9 protein-coding genes and 3 tRNA genes are annotated in these 15,130 nt (G+C 71.9%); 7 read left to right on the top strand and 5 right to left on the bottom strand.

What is annotated here, in order from left to right:
• Window positions 1-43 precede the first annotated feature (43 nt).
• The 3 genes from ACFY2Z_RS35790 to ACFY2Z_RS35780 all read left to right on the top strand — a co-directional run bounded on the left by ACFY2Z_RS35790 (window position 44) and on the right by ACFY2Z_RS35780 (window position 4,156).
• A complete protein-coding gene (locus ACFY2Z_RS35790; protein ID WP_390748159.1) occupies window positions 44-1,558 on the top strand; it encodes an acyl-CoA synthetase in 1,515 nt (504 codons plus the stop codon).
• Window positions 1,551-2,912: a carboxyl transferase domain-containing protein gene (locus ACFY2Z_RS35785; RefSeq protein ID WP_390748158.1), complete on the top strand. Its 1,362-nt coding sequence runs from the start codon at window positions 1,551-1,553 to the stop codon at window positions 2,910-2,912. Before ACFY2Z_RS35790 ends, ACFY2Z_RS35785 begins: the two co-directional genes overlap by 8 nt.
• Window positions 2,913-3,118: 206 nt before the next feature.
• Window positions 3,119-4,156 (top strand): rod shape-determining protein, encoded by a 1,038-nt coding sequence (locus ACFY2Z_RS35780; protein ID WP_390748157.1) that lies wholly within the window; start codon window positions 3,119-3,121, stop codon window positions 4,154-4,156.
• A gap of 1,097 nt (window positions 4,157-5,253) precedes the next feature.
• Here the strand turns inward: ACFY2Z_RS35780 and ACFY2Z_RS35775 are convergent.
• From ACFY2Z_RS35775 to ACFY2Z_RS35765, 3 genes are all read right to left on the bottom strand, one after another.
• Window positions 5,254-5,327, bottom strand: a tRNA-Ile gene (locus ACFY2Z_RS35775).
• A gap of 166 nt (window positions 5,328-5,493) precedes the next feature.
• A tRNA-Asn gene (locus ACFY2Z_RS35770) sits at window positions 5,494-5,566 on the bottom strand.
• Window positions 5,567-5,571: 5 nt separating this feature from the next.
• Window positions 5,572-5,644 (bottom strand) — tRNA-Asn (locus tag ACFY2Z_RS35765).
• A 160-nt stretch (window positions 5,645-5,804) separates the two neighbouring features.
• Here ACFY2Z_RS35765 and ACFY2Z_RS35760 point away from each other — a divergent pair.
• From ACFY2Z_RS35760 to ACFY2Z_RS35745, 4 genes are all read left to right on the top strand, one after another.
• Window positions 5,805-6,110, top strand: coding sequence for a YtxH domain-containing protein (locus ACFY2Z_RS35760; RefSeq protein WP_355919599.1), 306 nt, complete (start codon window positions 5,805-5,807; stop codon window positions 6,108-6,110).
• Window positions 6,111-6,316: 206 nt separating this feature from the next.
• Entirely contained in the window at window positions 6,317-7,777 is a 1,461-nt protein-coding gene (locus tag ACFY2Z_RS35755; protein ID WP_390748156.1) for an FGGY family carbohydrate kinase, read from the top strand.
• Between the two features lie 258 nt (window positions 7,778-8,035).
• Window positions 8,036-9,769 (top strand): ABC transporter ATP-binding protein, encoded by a 1,734-nt coding sequence (locus tag ACFY2Z_RS35750; protein WP_390748155.1) that lies wholly within the window; start codon window positions 8,036-8,038, stop codon window positions 9,767-9,769.
• Entirely contained in the window at window positions 9,769-11,697 is a 1,929-nt protein-coding gene (locus ACFY2Z_RS35745) for an ABC transporter ATP-binding protein (protein WP_390748154.1), read from the top strand. The genes ACFY2Z_RS35750 and ACFY2Z_RS35745 overlap by 1 nt, the downstream gene beginning before the upstream one ends.
• Before the next feature lie 33 nt (window positions 11,698-11,730).
• Here ACFY2Z_RS35745 and ACFY2Z_RS35740 read toward each other — a convergent pair whose 3' ends face one another.
• The gene (locus tag ACFY2Z_RS35740; RefSeq protein ID WP_390748186.1) at window positions 11,731-12,957 is read right to left on the bottom strand and encodes an RNA polymerase sigma factor; all 1,227 of its coding nucleotides are present in this window, start codon (window positions 12,955-12,957) and stop codon (window positions 11,731-11,733) included.
• A 233-nt stretch (window positions 12,958-13,190) separates the two neighbouring features.
• Complete coding sequence (gene dnaG, locus ACFY2Z_RS35735; RefSeq protein WP_390748153.1) at window positions 13,191-15,098, bottom strand: DNA primase; 1,908 nt, start codon at window positions 15,096-15,098, stop codon at window positions 13,191-13,193.
• Window positions 15,099-15,130: the final 32 nt, after the last annotated feature.

The raw sequence follows: 15,130 nt of genomic DNA, 5'->3' as shown, positions 1-15,130 counted from the left end.
TGTCCGCACCACGCCCTGTCCGCTTCGACGCGAGGAGTCCCGCGTGCCCTCCCTCTTTCCGGCCCTGACCGACCCCGGGGCGGCGCGGCGGCCCGCGCTGCGGTTCGGGGAGCGAGCCCTGACCCGTGCCGAGCTGGCCGCGGCGGCGGGCGCGCTCGCCGGGCGACTGGGCGGCGCGGTACCTCCTGGGACGGAGCCGACCCGAACGGAGCCGACCGCTCCGGGGAAGGCGGCCCGAGCGGCCCGGAGGGTGGCCCTGTGGGCCACGCCCTCGCTGGAGACCGCCGTCGCGGTGGTGGCCGCGCTGACCGCCGGAGTGCCCGTCGTCCCGCTCAACCCGAAGTCAGGGGAGCGCGAGCTCGGCCACATCCTGGCGGACAGCGCGCCGTCGCTCGTCCTGGCCTCTCCCGGCGACGAACTGCCCGAGCCCGTAAGGGCGTTGGAGCGCGTGGACGTCGACGTACGCGGCACGGGAACGTACGCACCCGCCGAGGTCGACGACGAGAGCCCCGCCCTCGTCGTCTACACCTCCGGGACCACCGGCCCGCCCAAGGGCGCCCTCATCCCCCGCAGGGCCGTGGCCTCGACCCTCGACGCGCTCGCGGACGCCTGGCAGTGGACCGAGGACGACGTCCTCGTGCACGGGCTCCCGCTGTTCCATGTGCACGGGCTGGTGCTCGGCATCCTGGGCCCCCTGCGGCGCGGCGGCTCCGTACGGCACCTGGGGCGCTTCGGCACGGACGGTGTGGCCCGCGAACTGGGCGCCGGGGCGACCATGCTGTTCGGGGTGCCGACGATGTACCACCGGATCGCGGAGGCACTGCCCGGCGACCCCGAGCTGGCCAAGGCGCTCGCCGGGGCCCGGCTGCTGGTCTCCGGGTCCGCCGCGCTGCCGGTGCACGACCACGAGCGGATCGCCACCGCGACCGGGCGCCGGGTCATCGAGCGGTACGGCATGACGGAGACGCTGATGAACACCAGCGTCCGCGCGGACGGGGAGCCGCGCGCGGGAACGGTGGGCGTGCCGCTGCCGGGCGTGGACCTGCGGCTCGTCGAGGAGGACGGCACGCCGGTCCCGGCGTACGACGGGGAGACGGTCGGCGAGATCCAGGTGCGCGGCCCGAACCTGTTCACCGGATACCTCAACCGGCCCGACGCGACCGCCGCCGCCTTCACCGCCGACGGCTGGTTCCGCACCGGGGACATGGCGGTGCGCGAGCCCGACGGCTATGTGCGCATCGTGGGCCGCAAGGCCACCGACCTGATCAAGAGCGGGGGGTACAAGATCGGGGCGGGCGAGATCGAGAACGCGCTCCTGGAGCACCCGGGGGTGCGGGAGGCCGCCGTCACCGGCGAACCCGACGACGATCTGGGCGAGCGGATCGTCGCCTGGGTGGTGCCTGCCGACCCCGACGTCCTGCCGGGCGCCGACGAACTGGCCGACCATGTGGCGCGCCGGCTCGCCCCGCACAAGCGGCCCCGCACGGTCCGCTACCTCGACGCCCTGCCCCGCAACGACATGGGGAAGATCATGAAGCGGGCACTGGGCGATGCCTGAGCGCCTGTCCGCGCGGGAGGCGCTCGCCCTCGTCACCGACGACTTCACCCGGCTGCCGGGCCCGGCGGCCGGGGAGTCGCGCCCGGACGGCCCGCTCACCTGGACGGGCTACGACGCCTCGCGCGCCCGCGCCACCGCGCGCACCGGCGAGGAGGAGTCCGTGGTGGTCGGGCGCGGGACCGTCGGCTCCACCCCGGCCGTGCTGATCGCGTTCGAGTTCGGCTTCCTCGGCGGCTCGCTCGGCGAGCGCACCGGGGACCGGCTGGAGGCGGCGCACACCTACGCCCGTACGCACCGGCTGCCGGTCGTCTCGCTGGTCGCGACGGGCGGCAGCCGGATGCAGGAGGGCATGCTCGCGCTGACCCAGCTCCAGCGCGTGGCCCGGCAGTCGGCGCTCACCCGTGCGGCCGGGCTCGCGCAACTCGCGGTCCTGCGGGACCCGACGACCGGCGGCGGCTGGGCCACGCTGGGCGCGGGCGCCGACGTGGTGCTGGCCCTGCCCGGCGCCCAGGTGGGCTTCGCGGGCTCCCGGGTGCGCCCGCCGGACGCGGACCCGGCGGCGTACTCGGCGGAGGCGCAGCTGGCGGCGGGCACGGTCGACGCGGTCGTACCGCCCGGGGAACTGCGGGCGGCGTCGGCCCTGTGGCTGGGACTCCTGACGGCGTCCTCGGCCGAACCCGCCCCGGTGCCCCGGGCGCTGGGGGCCGTGGACCTCCCGGCGACCGGCTGGGACGCCGTACGGCGGGCCCGGGATCCGGAGCGGCCCCGCGCGCGGGCGTATCTGGACTCGTACTTCACCCGCCGCGCGGAGCTCGGCGGCGACCGCGGCGGCGGCCGGGACCCGGACGGCATGCTGTGCGGCTTCGGCGGCCACGACGGCCGTACGATCGCGTACGCCGCCCAGACCGGCACCGCCACCCGTCCCGCCGGATACCGCACGGCCGCCCGGCTGATCCGGCTGGCCGACGCCCTGTCCGTGCCCGTGCTGACGCTGGTGGACACACCGGGCGCCGCCAACGACGCGGAGGCCGAGCGGCAGGGGGTGGGCGCCGCCATCGCGGACCTGTTCACCGCCGTGGCGACGGCCCGTACGCCGCTGACCACCCTGGTGATCGGGGAGGGCGGCTCGGGCGGGGCGCTGGCCCTGGCCGCACCGGACAACACCTGGGCCACCCCGGACAGCTACTTCTCGGTCATCGCGCCGGAGCTCGCCGCCGCGATACTCAAGCGCCCGGCGGACCAGGTGCGGGCGACGGCGGACCAGCTGCGCGTGCGCCCCCAGGATCTGGTAGCCCTCGGGGTGGTACGGGGAATCGCGGGCGAGAGGACCGTCTCACCCCCGCCGCGCGGATGAACCGGCACTGCACCGCTGCGGACGAGCACGGGGCTCCGACACGGACCGCGCACAGCCTCTCCAGGACACAACGCACCCGCGCACACCCGATCGGGTGAACCCGCCTGGCCCTCTTCAAGGGGCGAGGTCTCCCGGACCGGGCGACGATGCTGAGGAGAGGCCCGCCACCCGGCGGCCGCCCGCGGTCCGTTCTCGGGAGGTACCGCATGACCGTCAGCCTGGACCAGCTGCGCCGTTGCCACTTCGCTGTCGACCTCGGCGCGGCCAGGACCCGTGTGTACGTCAAGGGCTCGGGGCTGGTCGTCGACCAGCCGAGCGCCGCGGCGGTGAACACCCGGACCGGTTCGCTGATAGCGGTCGGCGAGCTGGCCGAGAAGATGACGGGGCGGACCCCCTCGTACATCCGCGTGATGCGACCGGTGTCCGGCGGCACCGTCGTCGACATCGAGATGGCCCAGCGCATGCTGCGCCATCTGCTCGGTGAGAAACTCCGCCGCGCCCTGCGCCGCAAGCCCCGGCTCCGGGCCGCCGCCTGCACCCCGCACGACGCGGACCCACTGGCCCAGCGCGCGGCGGTGGAGACGCTCGTCGGGCTGGGGGCGCGCCGGGTGGAACTGGTCGACACGCTGGTCGCCGCCGCCGTGGGCTGCGGGCTGCCCGTCGAGCAGCCCGAGGCCTCCATGATCATGGTGTGCGGTGCCGCCGCCACCCAGATCGCCGTCCTGTCGCTGGGGAACATCGTGACCGCGGAACGGATCCCGGTGGGCGGCGAGGCCGTCGACCACGCGATCGTCCAGCATCTGCGCCACGAGCACGCGTTGATGCTGCCGAGCCAGTCCGTACGCCCGCTGCGACTGGCCCTCTCCGGCAACGGGACCGCCCCCGACACACTCGCGGCCACCGAGATCCTCGGCCGGGACGTGGCGACCGGGCTCGCGCGCTCGGTGAAGGTCGACACGGCGGCGGTGCGGGAGGCGATCGAGACCCCGCTGACGGCCATGCTCGACGGCATCGGCAAGGTGCTGCGGGACTGCCCGCCCGACCTGGTGGCCGACCTCGCCGACCGCGGCATCATGATGGTCGGCGGCAGCGCCCTGCTCCCGGGCCTCGACCAGATGCTCCGGCAGTGGACCGGCATGCCGGTACGCATCGCCGAACGCCCCGACATCTGCGCCGTACAGGGCCTGGGCGCCATGCTGGAAGGCAAGATCAAACCCCTGACCCTGAACCCGCTGGCGGCCTGACCCCCCGCACTACCGGCCGGCGAGCGCCCGCAGTCCCTCCGCGGACTCGGGCGCCGGCCGGTGGCTGCCGTGCCCGCTCACGGCACTACGCCCCCGGACACAACTCCGGCGCGCGAGAAACTCCGCAGCGACCGATGGGGCCCAAGCACCCCGAGCCACTCCCCCTCGAAGCCGCCCGTGGCCGCGCCGGGCGCTGTCGACGTTCGCCCTGTTCCCCGGGCCGCGCCTGGCTGCCACCATGAGCATGGCTGTGTGTCCGGAGTGTCTGGTGCTGTGACCGGAAAGGTTCACCGGCTCGCCCCCCGGCCTGGCGGCCGGGACGTGCGCCCGGGCACGGCGGGAATTGTCAGGCACCCCTAGGGAAGCCCGTGGCCCAGTCCGACGTGCCCGTGGCCTGGATCGGTCTCGGCGGCGTGCCCGCGGGTGCCGTGGCCGCCGCGCCGGGGGCCAGATACACATCGCTCTGAGGGATCAAGGCAGCCACCTCCCGCAGCTCGACCCCCTCCAGCCGAACTCCGCGCGTTCACCACGCCGTTCATCGAAGCCAGGATCCAGCTGATGCCGGTGCTCGGCGGGCAGACTCCACCGGACGAATGGGCACGGATCGCGCCCACCCTGCCTCGTACGGCGCCCAAGTGGTGGTCCAGGGCGGCCGATCCGCTCGCCCTGTACGAGATGCCGGTCATCGTGCGCGGCAACGCCCATCGGGTGGACGGCCGGATCCGCTCCCACCAGGCCCGTCGCTCCCCCCACGCTGGACCCGGACACCCACTCCGGCGTGCGGGCCCTGCACAGGGAACTCGGCATGGCGGTCACCGAGTTCTCACACGCCCTCAAGCGGCTCGCGAAGCGGGGGCTCGGGGTGATGTGAGCCCCGACGGTCGGGCGTCGTGTCTTTCATCCCGTCGGTCGCGTCCGCGCGAGTCATGTCCCTCGCACCGACGGCCGGCCGGGTCGTCCGTGATCCTCCGCCGACCGAGTGCACCTGCGGCGAAACGGACGACTGCGGCCCCCGGAGCCTGTCCGAGGACCACAGACTTGATCGGCGTGCTCTGCGTCACTGCTGATCACATCGTTTCTGCGCGCGTAGCGTGCAGTGGGGCGGGTGGGACTCGAACCCACGGCCGACGGATTATGAGTCCGCTGCTCTAACCGGCTGAGCTACCGCCCCGTCACGGCGCGTCGCGTACATGTGTGCGCGCCGTCTGCCGCAGCATAGCCGCTCATACGATCTCCTGCTTCGGATGGTCGGCTACACGTGACCTTGAGGACTCCGCCGTGGGCGTGACGGTTCCTGCGGACATGAAAAAGGACCCCTGAGGGGTCCTCTTCAGACGCTCCCCCGACTGGACTCGAACCAGTAACCTGCCGGTTAACAGCCGGCTGCTCTGCCAATTGAGCTACGGAGGATCGAGCTCCCCCGACTGGACTCGAACCAGTAACCTGCCGGTTAACAGCCGGCTGCTCTGCCAATTGAGCTACGGAGGAATGCCTCGTTGCATCGAACGTACCCTCCTGGGTATCCGCCAGGGGGCGCGCGCTCGCTGCGACACATACATTAGCGCAAGCAGAGGGGTGCTCCGCCAATCGGTACCCGCCGCGCCGGATACCCAAGGCACGACGCAGACGCAAGGGAAGGATGGCCGCCATGCGCTATCGGCTCACGTTCGTCGCCGGGCTTGTCCTGGGCTATGTGCTCGGCACACGAGCCGGACGCGAACGTTACGAGCAGCTGAAGAAGTCCGCCCGCCAGGTCGCGCAGAACCCCGCCGTGCGCAACACCGCCGAGACGGCCGCCCAGCAGGGGCGCGAGATCGCCGGCAAGGCGTACCACGCGGTGAGCGACAAGGTCGGCGACCACATGCCCGACTCGGTCGCCGGCCGGGTGCGCTCGCTGCGGGCACGGAACGCGAACGGCGACGGCTCGGACGACTGGGGCACCAGCAACACCTGACCCCGGACCGGACCCGGGCAGTGGGGATCGGACCGGCAACACCACCTGCCGCTCCCGCCCCGGCCACAACCGACCGCTTCTGCCACGGCCGCCCCTCACGCCCCAGCGGCACCCGGACCACCTCCGCCGCAGTAGCCCTCCGATGACACTCCGCCGCCGCCCCGGGACGACGCGGCCACCCTCCTCCGTACGGCAGAATTTCCGCCATGGGGATAGTCGCCGGGTTGGACAGTTCGCCCGATTTCACTCGTATCGTCGTCTGCGACGCGGACACGGGGTCCGTGCTCAGGCAGGGATATGCACCGCATCCCGTCGAGAGCAGTGAGGGTGGCAGCCGTCCCTCCGATGTCGATCCGCAGGCCTGGCTGCTGTCCCTGGGGGAGGCGGCCGGCGGCGGACTCCTGGAGGGCGTCCAGGCCATCGGTGTCTCGGCGCAGCAGAACGCGCTGGTCCCCCTCGACTCCCAGGGCGCCACCGTGCGGCCCGCGCTGGTCGGCGGTGACAAGCGGGCGCAGGTCGCGGCGGCCGACCTGATCGACGCCCTCGGCGGCCGGCAGGCCTGGGCCGAGGCCGTCGGATGCGTCCCGCAGGCCGCGCAGCCCGTGACCAAGCTGCGCTGGCTCGCCCGGAGCGAACCCGACAACGCGCGCCGCACCGCCCTGCTGCTGCAGGCCCATGACTGGCTCGTGTGGCAGTTGCTCGGGCGACCCCTGAGAAGGACCACCGACCGCGGCGGGGCCTCCGGCACCGGGTACTGGTCGACGGCGACCGGCGCCTACCGCGCCGACCTCGTCGAGCTGGCGCTCGGCCACCAGGCCGCGCTCCCCGAGGTGCTCGGCCCCTCGGAGGCGGCCGGTACGACACCGGAGGGCCTGCTGATCTCCGCGGGCACCGGCGAGACCATGGCCGCCGCCCTTGGCCTCGGCATCGGGCTCGGCGACGCGGTCGTCTCGCTCGGCGCCTCCGGGTCCGTGATGGCCGTACACCCCGAGGCGCTCGTCGACTCCACCGGGATGATCACCTCCCTGGCGGACGCGACGGGCATGCATCTGCCGGTGGTGACCACGCTCAACGCCGTGCGCACCCTGCGCGGCGCCGCCGAACTCCTCGGCGTGCCCGACCTGGAGTCCCTGTCGGAGCTGGCCGTGAAGTCGACGCCCGGCTCCCACGGACTGGTGCTCCTGCCCTATCTGGAGGGCGAGCGGACCCCGAATCTGCCGCACACCGCAGGCACCCTGGCCGGACTGCGGCGCGAGTCGATGAAGCCCGAGCACCTGGCGCGCGCCGCGTTCGAGGGGATGCTGTGCGGGCTCGCGGACGCGCTGGACGTGCTGCGCGGGCGCGGGGTCGACGTGCGGCGGATCTTCCTGCTCGGTGCCGCCGCGGAGCTGCCCGCCGTACAGGCGGCGGCGCCCGCCCTGTTCGGCGTCCAGGTGGTGGTGCCGCAGCCCGCCGACTACGCGGCGATCGGCGCGGCCCGGCAGGCGGCCTGGTCCCTCGGCGTGTCGCAGGGCACCCTCGACCCGCGCACCCCGCCGGCCTGGCAGGGGGCGGTGGCGCAGGTTCTGGAGCCCGGCGACGAGCTGGCCGTGGGTCAGGCAGTGCGTCAGCAGTACGTGTCGGTACGCGAGCAGACGCATCCGGGGGCGTTCCGGTCACAGTCGTAGCTCATGGGCCGTGAGCCGAAGGCCGGCCCCGCGCCTGCCCGCGCCGCCCCCGATGTCGTACACGTCACACGCCCGGATGTCCCCGCGCCACCCCACCCGTCACCTCCCCCTGCTCCGCCCCGTGGCTGAGTCCGAGTCAGCCCGACGGCCCCGCCGTCGGCTTAATTCGGTTGAGGTAACGCGGGTGGAGTGTCCGACGATAGGGGGTGGTGCACCACCGCCCGCCCCGCCTCCGTCTGCAACTCCGAGAGATCTCGCGTGCTCATACGACTTCTGAGGGCCCACCTGGCCCCATACCGGAAACCCATCATCCTGCTGGTGCTGCTGCAGTTCCTGCAGACCTGCGCCACGCTCTATCTGCCCACCCTCAACGCGCACATCATCGACCACGGTGTCGTGAAGGGGGACACGAACTACATCGTGACCTTCGGCGGTCTGATGATCGCGGTCTCGCTGGGTCAGGTCCTCTGCAACATCGGCGCCGTCTACTTCGGCGCCCGTACCGCGTCCTCCGTCGGCCGGGACATGCGGGCGGCCGTCTTCGACCGGGTGCAGTCGTTCTCCTCGCGTGAGCTGGGCCACTTCGGAGCGCCTTCGCTGATCACCCGCACCACGAACGACGTGCAGCAGGTGCAGATGCTCACGCTGATGACGTTCACCCTGATGGTGTCGGCGCCGATCATGTGCGTGGGCGGCATCGTCATGGCACTCGGTCTGGACGTGCCGCTGTCCGGCGTCCTGGTGGCCGTGGTGCCCGTGCTCGGCATCTCCGTGACGCTGATCGTGCGCCGGCTGCGCCCGCTGTTCCGCACCATGCAGGTCCGTCTGGACACCGTGAACCGGGTGCTGCGCGAGCAGATCTCGGGCAACCGGGTGATCCGCGCCTTCGTCCGCGACGACTACGAGAAGGGCCGCTTCGAGGGTGCCAACACCGAGCTGACCGAGGTGTCCCTCGGCACCGGCCGCACGCTGGCGCTGATGTTCCCCCTGGTGATGACCGTGGTCAACCTGTCGTCGATCGCCGTGGTCTGGTTCGGCGCGCACCGCATCGACAGCGGCGGCATGCAGATCGGCGACCTGACCGCGTTCCTCGCCTACCTCATGCAGATCGTGATGTCCGTCATGATGGCGACCTTCATGTTCATGATGGTGCCGCGCGCCGAGGTGTGCGCCGAGCGCATCGAGGAGGTGCTCGACACCGAGTCGAGCGTCGTGCCGCCCGCCGCGCCGGTGGTCGAGCTGCGCCGCCACGGGTATCTGGAGATCCGCGGCGCCGGGTTCCGCTACCCGGGTGCCGAGGAGCCGGTCCTCAAGGCCATCGAGGTGGAGGCCCGGCCGGGTGAGGTGACGGCCGTCATCGGGTCCACCGGCAGCGGCAAGTCGACCCTGCTCGGGCTGATCCCCCGCCTGTTCGACGCCACCGAGGGCGAGGTGCTCGTGGACGGCGTGAACGTCCAGGAGGTCGACCCGGTGCTGCTCGCTAAGACGGTCGGACTCGTCCCGCAGAAGCCGTATCTCTTCGCCGGGACGGTCGCCACCAATCTGCGCTACGGCAACCCGGACGCCACCGACGAGGAGTTGTGGCACGCGCTGGAGGTGGCGCAGGCCAAGGAGTTCGTGTCCAAGCTGGACAACGGCCTCGACTCCCCCATCGCACAGGGCGGGACCAACGTCTCCGGCGGCCAGCGCCAGCGTCTCGCCATCGCCCGCACCCTCGTGCAGCGTCCCGAGATCTACCTCTTCGACGACTCCTTCTCCGCGCTCGACTACGCGACCGACGCGGCCCTGCGCGCGGCGCTCTCGCGGGAGACCGCCGAGGCGACCGTCGTCATCGTCGCCCAGCGGGTGGCGACCATCCGGGACGCCGACCGGATCGTGGTCCTCGACGAGGGCCGGGTCGTCGGCACCGGTCGCCATCACGAGCTGATGGCAGACAACGAGACCTATCGGGAGATCGTCCTCTCCCAGCTGACGGAAGCGGAGGCCGCCTGATGGCCGGGCCCATGGGACGCATGATGGGCGCGGGCGGCCCCGACCAGCGCTCGATGGACTTCAAGGGGTCCGGAAAACGGCTCCTCGCCCAGTTCAGACCCGAACGCACCCTCATGATCGCGATGCTGGTCTGCGGTGTGCTGAGCGTCGGGCTCTCCGTGATCGGGCCGAAGATCCTCGGCAAGGCCACCGACCTGGTCTTCGCCGGCATCATCGGTCGGCAGATGCCCGCCGGACTCACCAAGGCGCAGGTGCTCGCCTCCATGCGCAAGCGGGGCGAGGGCGGCATCGCGGACATGCTCTCCGGCACGGACTTCACCCCGGGCAAGGGCATCGACTTCGGCGCCGTCGGGAACATCCTGCTGCTCGCGCTGGGCACGTTCCTGGTGTCCGGCCTGCTGATGGCGGTCACCACCCGGCTGTCCAACCGGGCCATCAACAAGACCGTCTACCGGCTGCGTGAGGACGTACAGGCGAAGCTGTCGCGGCTTCCGCTGTCGTACTTCGACAAGCGGCAGCGCGGCGAGGTGCTCAGCCGCGCCACCAACGACATCGACAACATCGGGCAGACGCTCCAGCAGTCGATGGGGCAGATGATCAACTCGCTGCTGACGATCATCGGCGTGCTCGCGGTGATGTTCTGGGTGTCGTGGCTGCTGGCGCTGGTCGCGCTGGTGACCGTGCCGCTGTCCTTCGTCGTGGCCACCCGGATCGGCAAGCGGTCGCAGCCGCACTTCGTGCAGCAGTGGCGCACCACCGGCCAGCTGAACGCGCACATCGAGGAGATGTACACCGGGCACACCCTGGTGAAGGTGTTCGGGCGCCAGGAGGAGTCGGCGCGGCGGTTCGCGGAGCAGAACGAGCAGCTCTACGAGGCCGGGTTCAAGGCGCAGTTCAACAGCGGCATCATGCAGCCGCTGATGATGTTCGTGTCGAACCTCAACTATGTGCTGGTGGCCGTCGTGGGCGGTCTGCGGGTGGCGTCGGGTGCGCTGTCCATCGGTGATGTGCAGGCCTTCATCCAGTACTCGCGGCAGTTCTCCATGCCGCTGACGCAGGTCGCGTCGATGGCGAACCTCGTGCAGTCGGGTGTCGCCTCGGCGGAGCGGATCTTCGACCTGCTCGACGCCGAGGAACAGGCGGCGGACCCGGTGCCGGGCCTGCGTCCCGAGGAGCTGCGCGGGCGGGTCGCGCTGGAGGACGTGTCGTTCCGCTACGACCCGGACAAGCCGCTCATCGAGCACCTGTCGCTGGCGGTCGAGCCGGGGCACACGGTCGCGATCGTCGGCCCGACCGGAGCCGGCAAGACGACGCTCGTGAACCTGCTGATGCGGTTCTACGACGTCACGGGCGGCCGGATCACGCTCGACGGGGTCGACATCGCGAAGATGTCCCGGGACGAACTGCGGGCCGGGATAGGGATGGTGCTCCAGGACACCTGGCTGTTCGGCGGGACCATCGCGGAGAACATCGCCTACGGTGCCGCGCGCGAGATCACGCGCGGGGAGATCGAGGAGGCCGCGCGGGCGGCCCACGCCGACCGGTTCATCCGTACGCTGCCGGACGGCTACGACACCGTGATCGACGACGAGGGCACGGGCGTCAGCGCGGGCGAGAAGCAGCTCATCACCATCGCGCGGGCGTTCCTGTCGGACCCGGTGATCCTGGTCCTCGACGAGGCGACGAGCTCCGTCGACACCCGGACCGAGGTGCTGATCCAGAAGGCGATGGCGAAGCTGGCGCACGGACGGACGTCGTTCGTCATCGCGCACCGGCTGTCGACGATCCGGGACGCGGACACGATCCTCGTGATGGAGAACGGCTCCATCGTGGAACAGGGCTCGCACGAGGAACTGCTGGCGGCCGACGGCGCCTACGCGCGGCTGTACAAGGCGCAGTTCGCGCAGGCGGTCGCGGAGGTCGACTGAGTTCCCGGGGCCGCTCCTCGTGAGCGGCCCCTCTCAGTCGAGATAGCCCCTCAGCTGGTCCGCGAACGCGTGGTCCCGGAGCTTGTTCAGGGTCTTGGACTCGATCTGGCGGATGCGTTCGCGGGTCACGCCGAAGATACGGCCGATCTCCTCCAGGGTGCGGGGACGGCCGTCGGCGAGGCCGTAGCGGAGTTGTACGACCTTGCGTTCGCGTTCGCCGAGGGTGGACAGGACCGCCTCCAGGTGCTCCCGCAGCAGCAGGAACGCGGCGGACTCGACCGGGCTCGCGGCGTCGCCGTCCTCGATGAGGTCGCCGAGGGCCACGTCGTCCTCCTCGCCGACGGGCGCGTGCAGCGAGACGGGCTCCTGGGCGAGCCGCAGCACCTCGATGACCCGCTCGCCGGGCAGCTCCAGGTGTGCGGCGACCTCTTCCGGTGTCGGTTCGTAGCCGCGTTCCTGGAGCATGCGGCGCTGGACGCGGACGACACGGTTGATGAGTTCGACGACATGCACCGGGACGCGGATGGTGCGGGCCTGGTCGGCCAGGGCGCGGGACATGGCCTGGCGGATCCACCAGGTCGCGTACGTCGAGAACTTGTAGCCGCGGGCGTAGTCGAACTTCTCGACGGCCCTGATCAGGCCGAGGTTCCCCTCCTGGACGAGGTCCAGCATGGTCAGCCCGCGGCCGATGTAGCGCTTGGCGACGGAGACGACGAGCCGGAGGTTGGCCTCGATCAGCCGCCGCTTGGCCAGCCGCCCCATGACCACCAGCCGGTCCAGGTCCAGGGCGAGTTCGGTGTCGAGGTCGGGGGTGCGGGCGAGCTTCTCCTCGGCGAACAGTCCGGCCTCGACGCGGCGGGCGAGTTCGACCTCCTCGGCTGCCGTGAGCAGGGGGATGCGGCCGATCTCGCGCAGGTACTGGCGGAACAGGTCCGAGGAGGGACCACCGGTGTCGGCGTGCCCGCGGAGCGGCTCGACGGGCTCGGGCGCGGTCTCCGCGGCGTCGGCGTCGGGGAGTTCGGGCGGCTCCTGCGTCCCGGGCGGGTCCTGCGGTTCGGCGTCCGTCTCGGGGTGGTGCGCGAGCCGGCCCTGCGGGGGCACCGCCGCAAGGACGTCGCTGTCGGCGTCCGGATCGTCGTGGCCGGTCTCGGTCTGTATCAGGGTCTGGGTCTGCACGGGTGCGACCTCCAGGAATGTCGCTGCTGAGGGGTGCGACAGCGGTACGTCGGGGATGGGACCGGTGGTCCGCCCGCCGGCCATCCCGTAGTCGTCGAGCGGGACCGCGGGGGTGTCGGACCCGTGGACGGGCCGGCCGCGCTCCGGGGGACTCAGGCACCGCACCCCAGTGTGGGGTACGACACATCGCCGCCACGAGGGGCGTGCGACCACTTTTTGAGTCCGGTGCGTGACCGGCCGGTTACTCAGGTCGTCCGACCGTCGCACCGGCAGTGACCGATGGGGCAGGACGGGGAGCCGGAAGTCCCCGGCGGCGCTCAGAGGGCTGACGCGCCGCGTTCCCGCAGTGCCTGGTCGTACTGCTGCAGGACCCACAGCTCGTTCTGCACGGCGGCGAGTTGGGCCGGGTCTCCGTAGGTGCCGAGGCGGGTCAGGGTGCTCTGGACGTCACGGACCCGGCGTTCGACCGCCCGGCGGCGGACCGTGACCAGCTGGGCGCCCACGTAGGCCTCGTCCACCTCCTTACGGAGCATGATCGCCTCGACCGCCAGCTCCGTGACCATGGCGCGGACCGTGTCGTCGGGTGCCGCGTCGCGGACACGGACCAGATACTCCTGCGGGTCATGGGCGCCGTACTCGGCACCTCCCGCGTCCATGATCGCCTGACGGACGGCGGCGTACGGCGCCGCTGTGAACTCGTCGACCCCGTACGCGTCGAACGCCGGGGAGACCATCTCCGGCCGCTGGAGCGCGAGTTTGAGCAGTTCCCGCTCGGTCGCGTACACCGGGTTGCGCAGGTTGAGCGCGGGGCCCGAGACCGCCGGGCGGGGCGCCGCCTGGTACGGCTGCTGTGCGCGCTGTCCGGCCGGCGCCGGTCCCCGGCCACCCCGGTCGCGGGCCCAACGGGCCAGCTGGGCCACCCGCTTGACCACGAACTGGGTGTCGAGGATGCCGAGCATGCCGGCGAGCTGGACCGCGACCTCGTGCTGGGCACCGCTGTTCTTGATCCGGGCGACGACCGGTGCCGCCTCGTCCAGCGCGGCGGCGCGGCCCGCCGGGGTGTCCAGGTCGTAGCGGCCGACGATCTGGCGGAGCGCGAACTCGAAGAGGGGGGTGCGGGGTTCGGTCAGGTCGGCGACCGCCTCGTCGCCCTTGGCGAGACGCAGCTCGCAGGGGTCCATGCCGTCCGGCGCGATCGCGATGTAGGTCTCGGCGGCGAACTTCTGGTCGTCCTCGAAGGCCCGCAGGGCCGCCTTCTGCCCGGCCGCGTCACCGTCGAAGGTGAAGATCACCCGGGCCGAGCCGTTGTCCATCAGCAGCCGGCGCAGGATCTTGATGTGCTCGCCGCCGAAGGCCGTGCCGCAGGTCGCGATGGCCGTGGTGACACCCGCGAGATGGCAGGCCATGACGTCGGTGTAGCCCTCGACCACCACCGCCCGGCTCACCTTGGCGATGTCTTTCTTCGCCAGGTCGATGCCGTACAGCACCTGGGACTTCTTGTAGATCGCGGTCTCGGGCGTGTTCAGGTACTTGGGTCCGTTGTCCGCCTCGTACAGCTTGCGCGCGCCGAAGCCGACGACGTCCCCGCCGATGTCGCGGATCGGCCACATCAGCCGGCCGCGGAAGCGGTCGATGGGGCCCCGGCGGCCCTCCTGGGAGAGGCCGGAGAGGATCAGTTCCTTGTCGCTGAAGCCCTTGCCGCGCAGATAGCGGGTGAGGTGGTCCCAGCCCTGGGGGCTGTAGCCGACGCCGAAGTGGACCGCGGCGGCCTGGTCGAAGCCCCGCTCGGCCAGGAACGCGCGTCCCGTGTCGGCCTCGGGGCTGGTGCCGAGCTGCTCGGCGTACCAGTCTGCGGCGAGCCGGTGGGCCTCGACCAGGCGGATGCGCTCACCGCGCTGGTGGGTGGGGTTGTACCCGCCCTCCTCGTAGCGCAGCGTGATGCCGGCGCGGGCGGCCAGGCGCTCGACCGACTCGGAGAAGGACAGGTGGTCGACCTTCATCACGAACGTGATGGTGTCGCCGCCTTCCTGGCAGCCGAAGCAGTGGAACAGTCCCTTGCTCGGGCTGACCTGGAAGGACGGGGACTTCTCGTCGTGGAACGGGCACAGGCCCTTCAGGTTGCCGCCGCCCGCGTTGCGCAGCTGGAGATACTCGGACACGACGGCGTCGATCGGGACCGCGTCCCTGACCGCCTTCACGTCCTCGTCGTTGATCCGTCCTGCCACGAGGAGATTCTACGGGGGCGGTGCGACAGCGG

It is taken from the genome of Streptomyces sp. NPDC001222 (assembly GCF_042896945.1).
Classification (GTDB): domain Bacteria; phylum Actinomycetota; class Actinomycetes; order Streptomycetales; family Streptomycetaceae; genus Streptomyces; species Streptomyces gibsoniae.
Note: the sequence above shows the minus strand (reverse complement) of the source record. Positions and strands in the feature narration are given on the sequence as shown.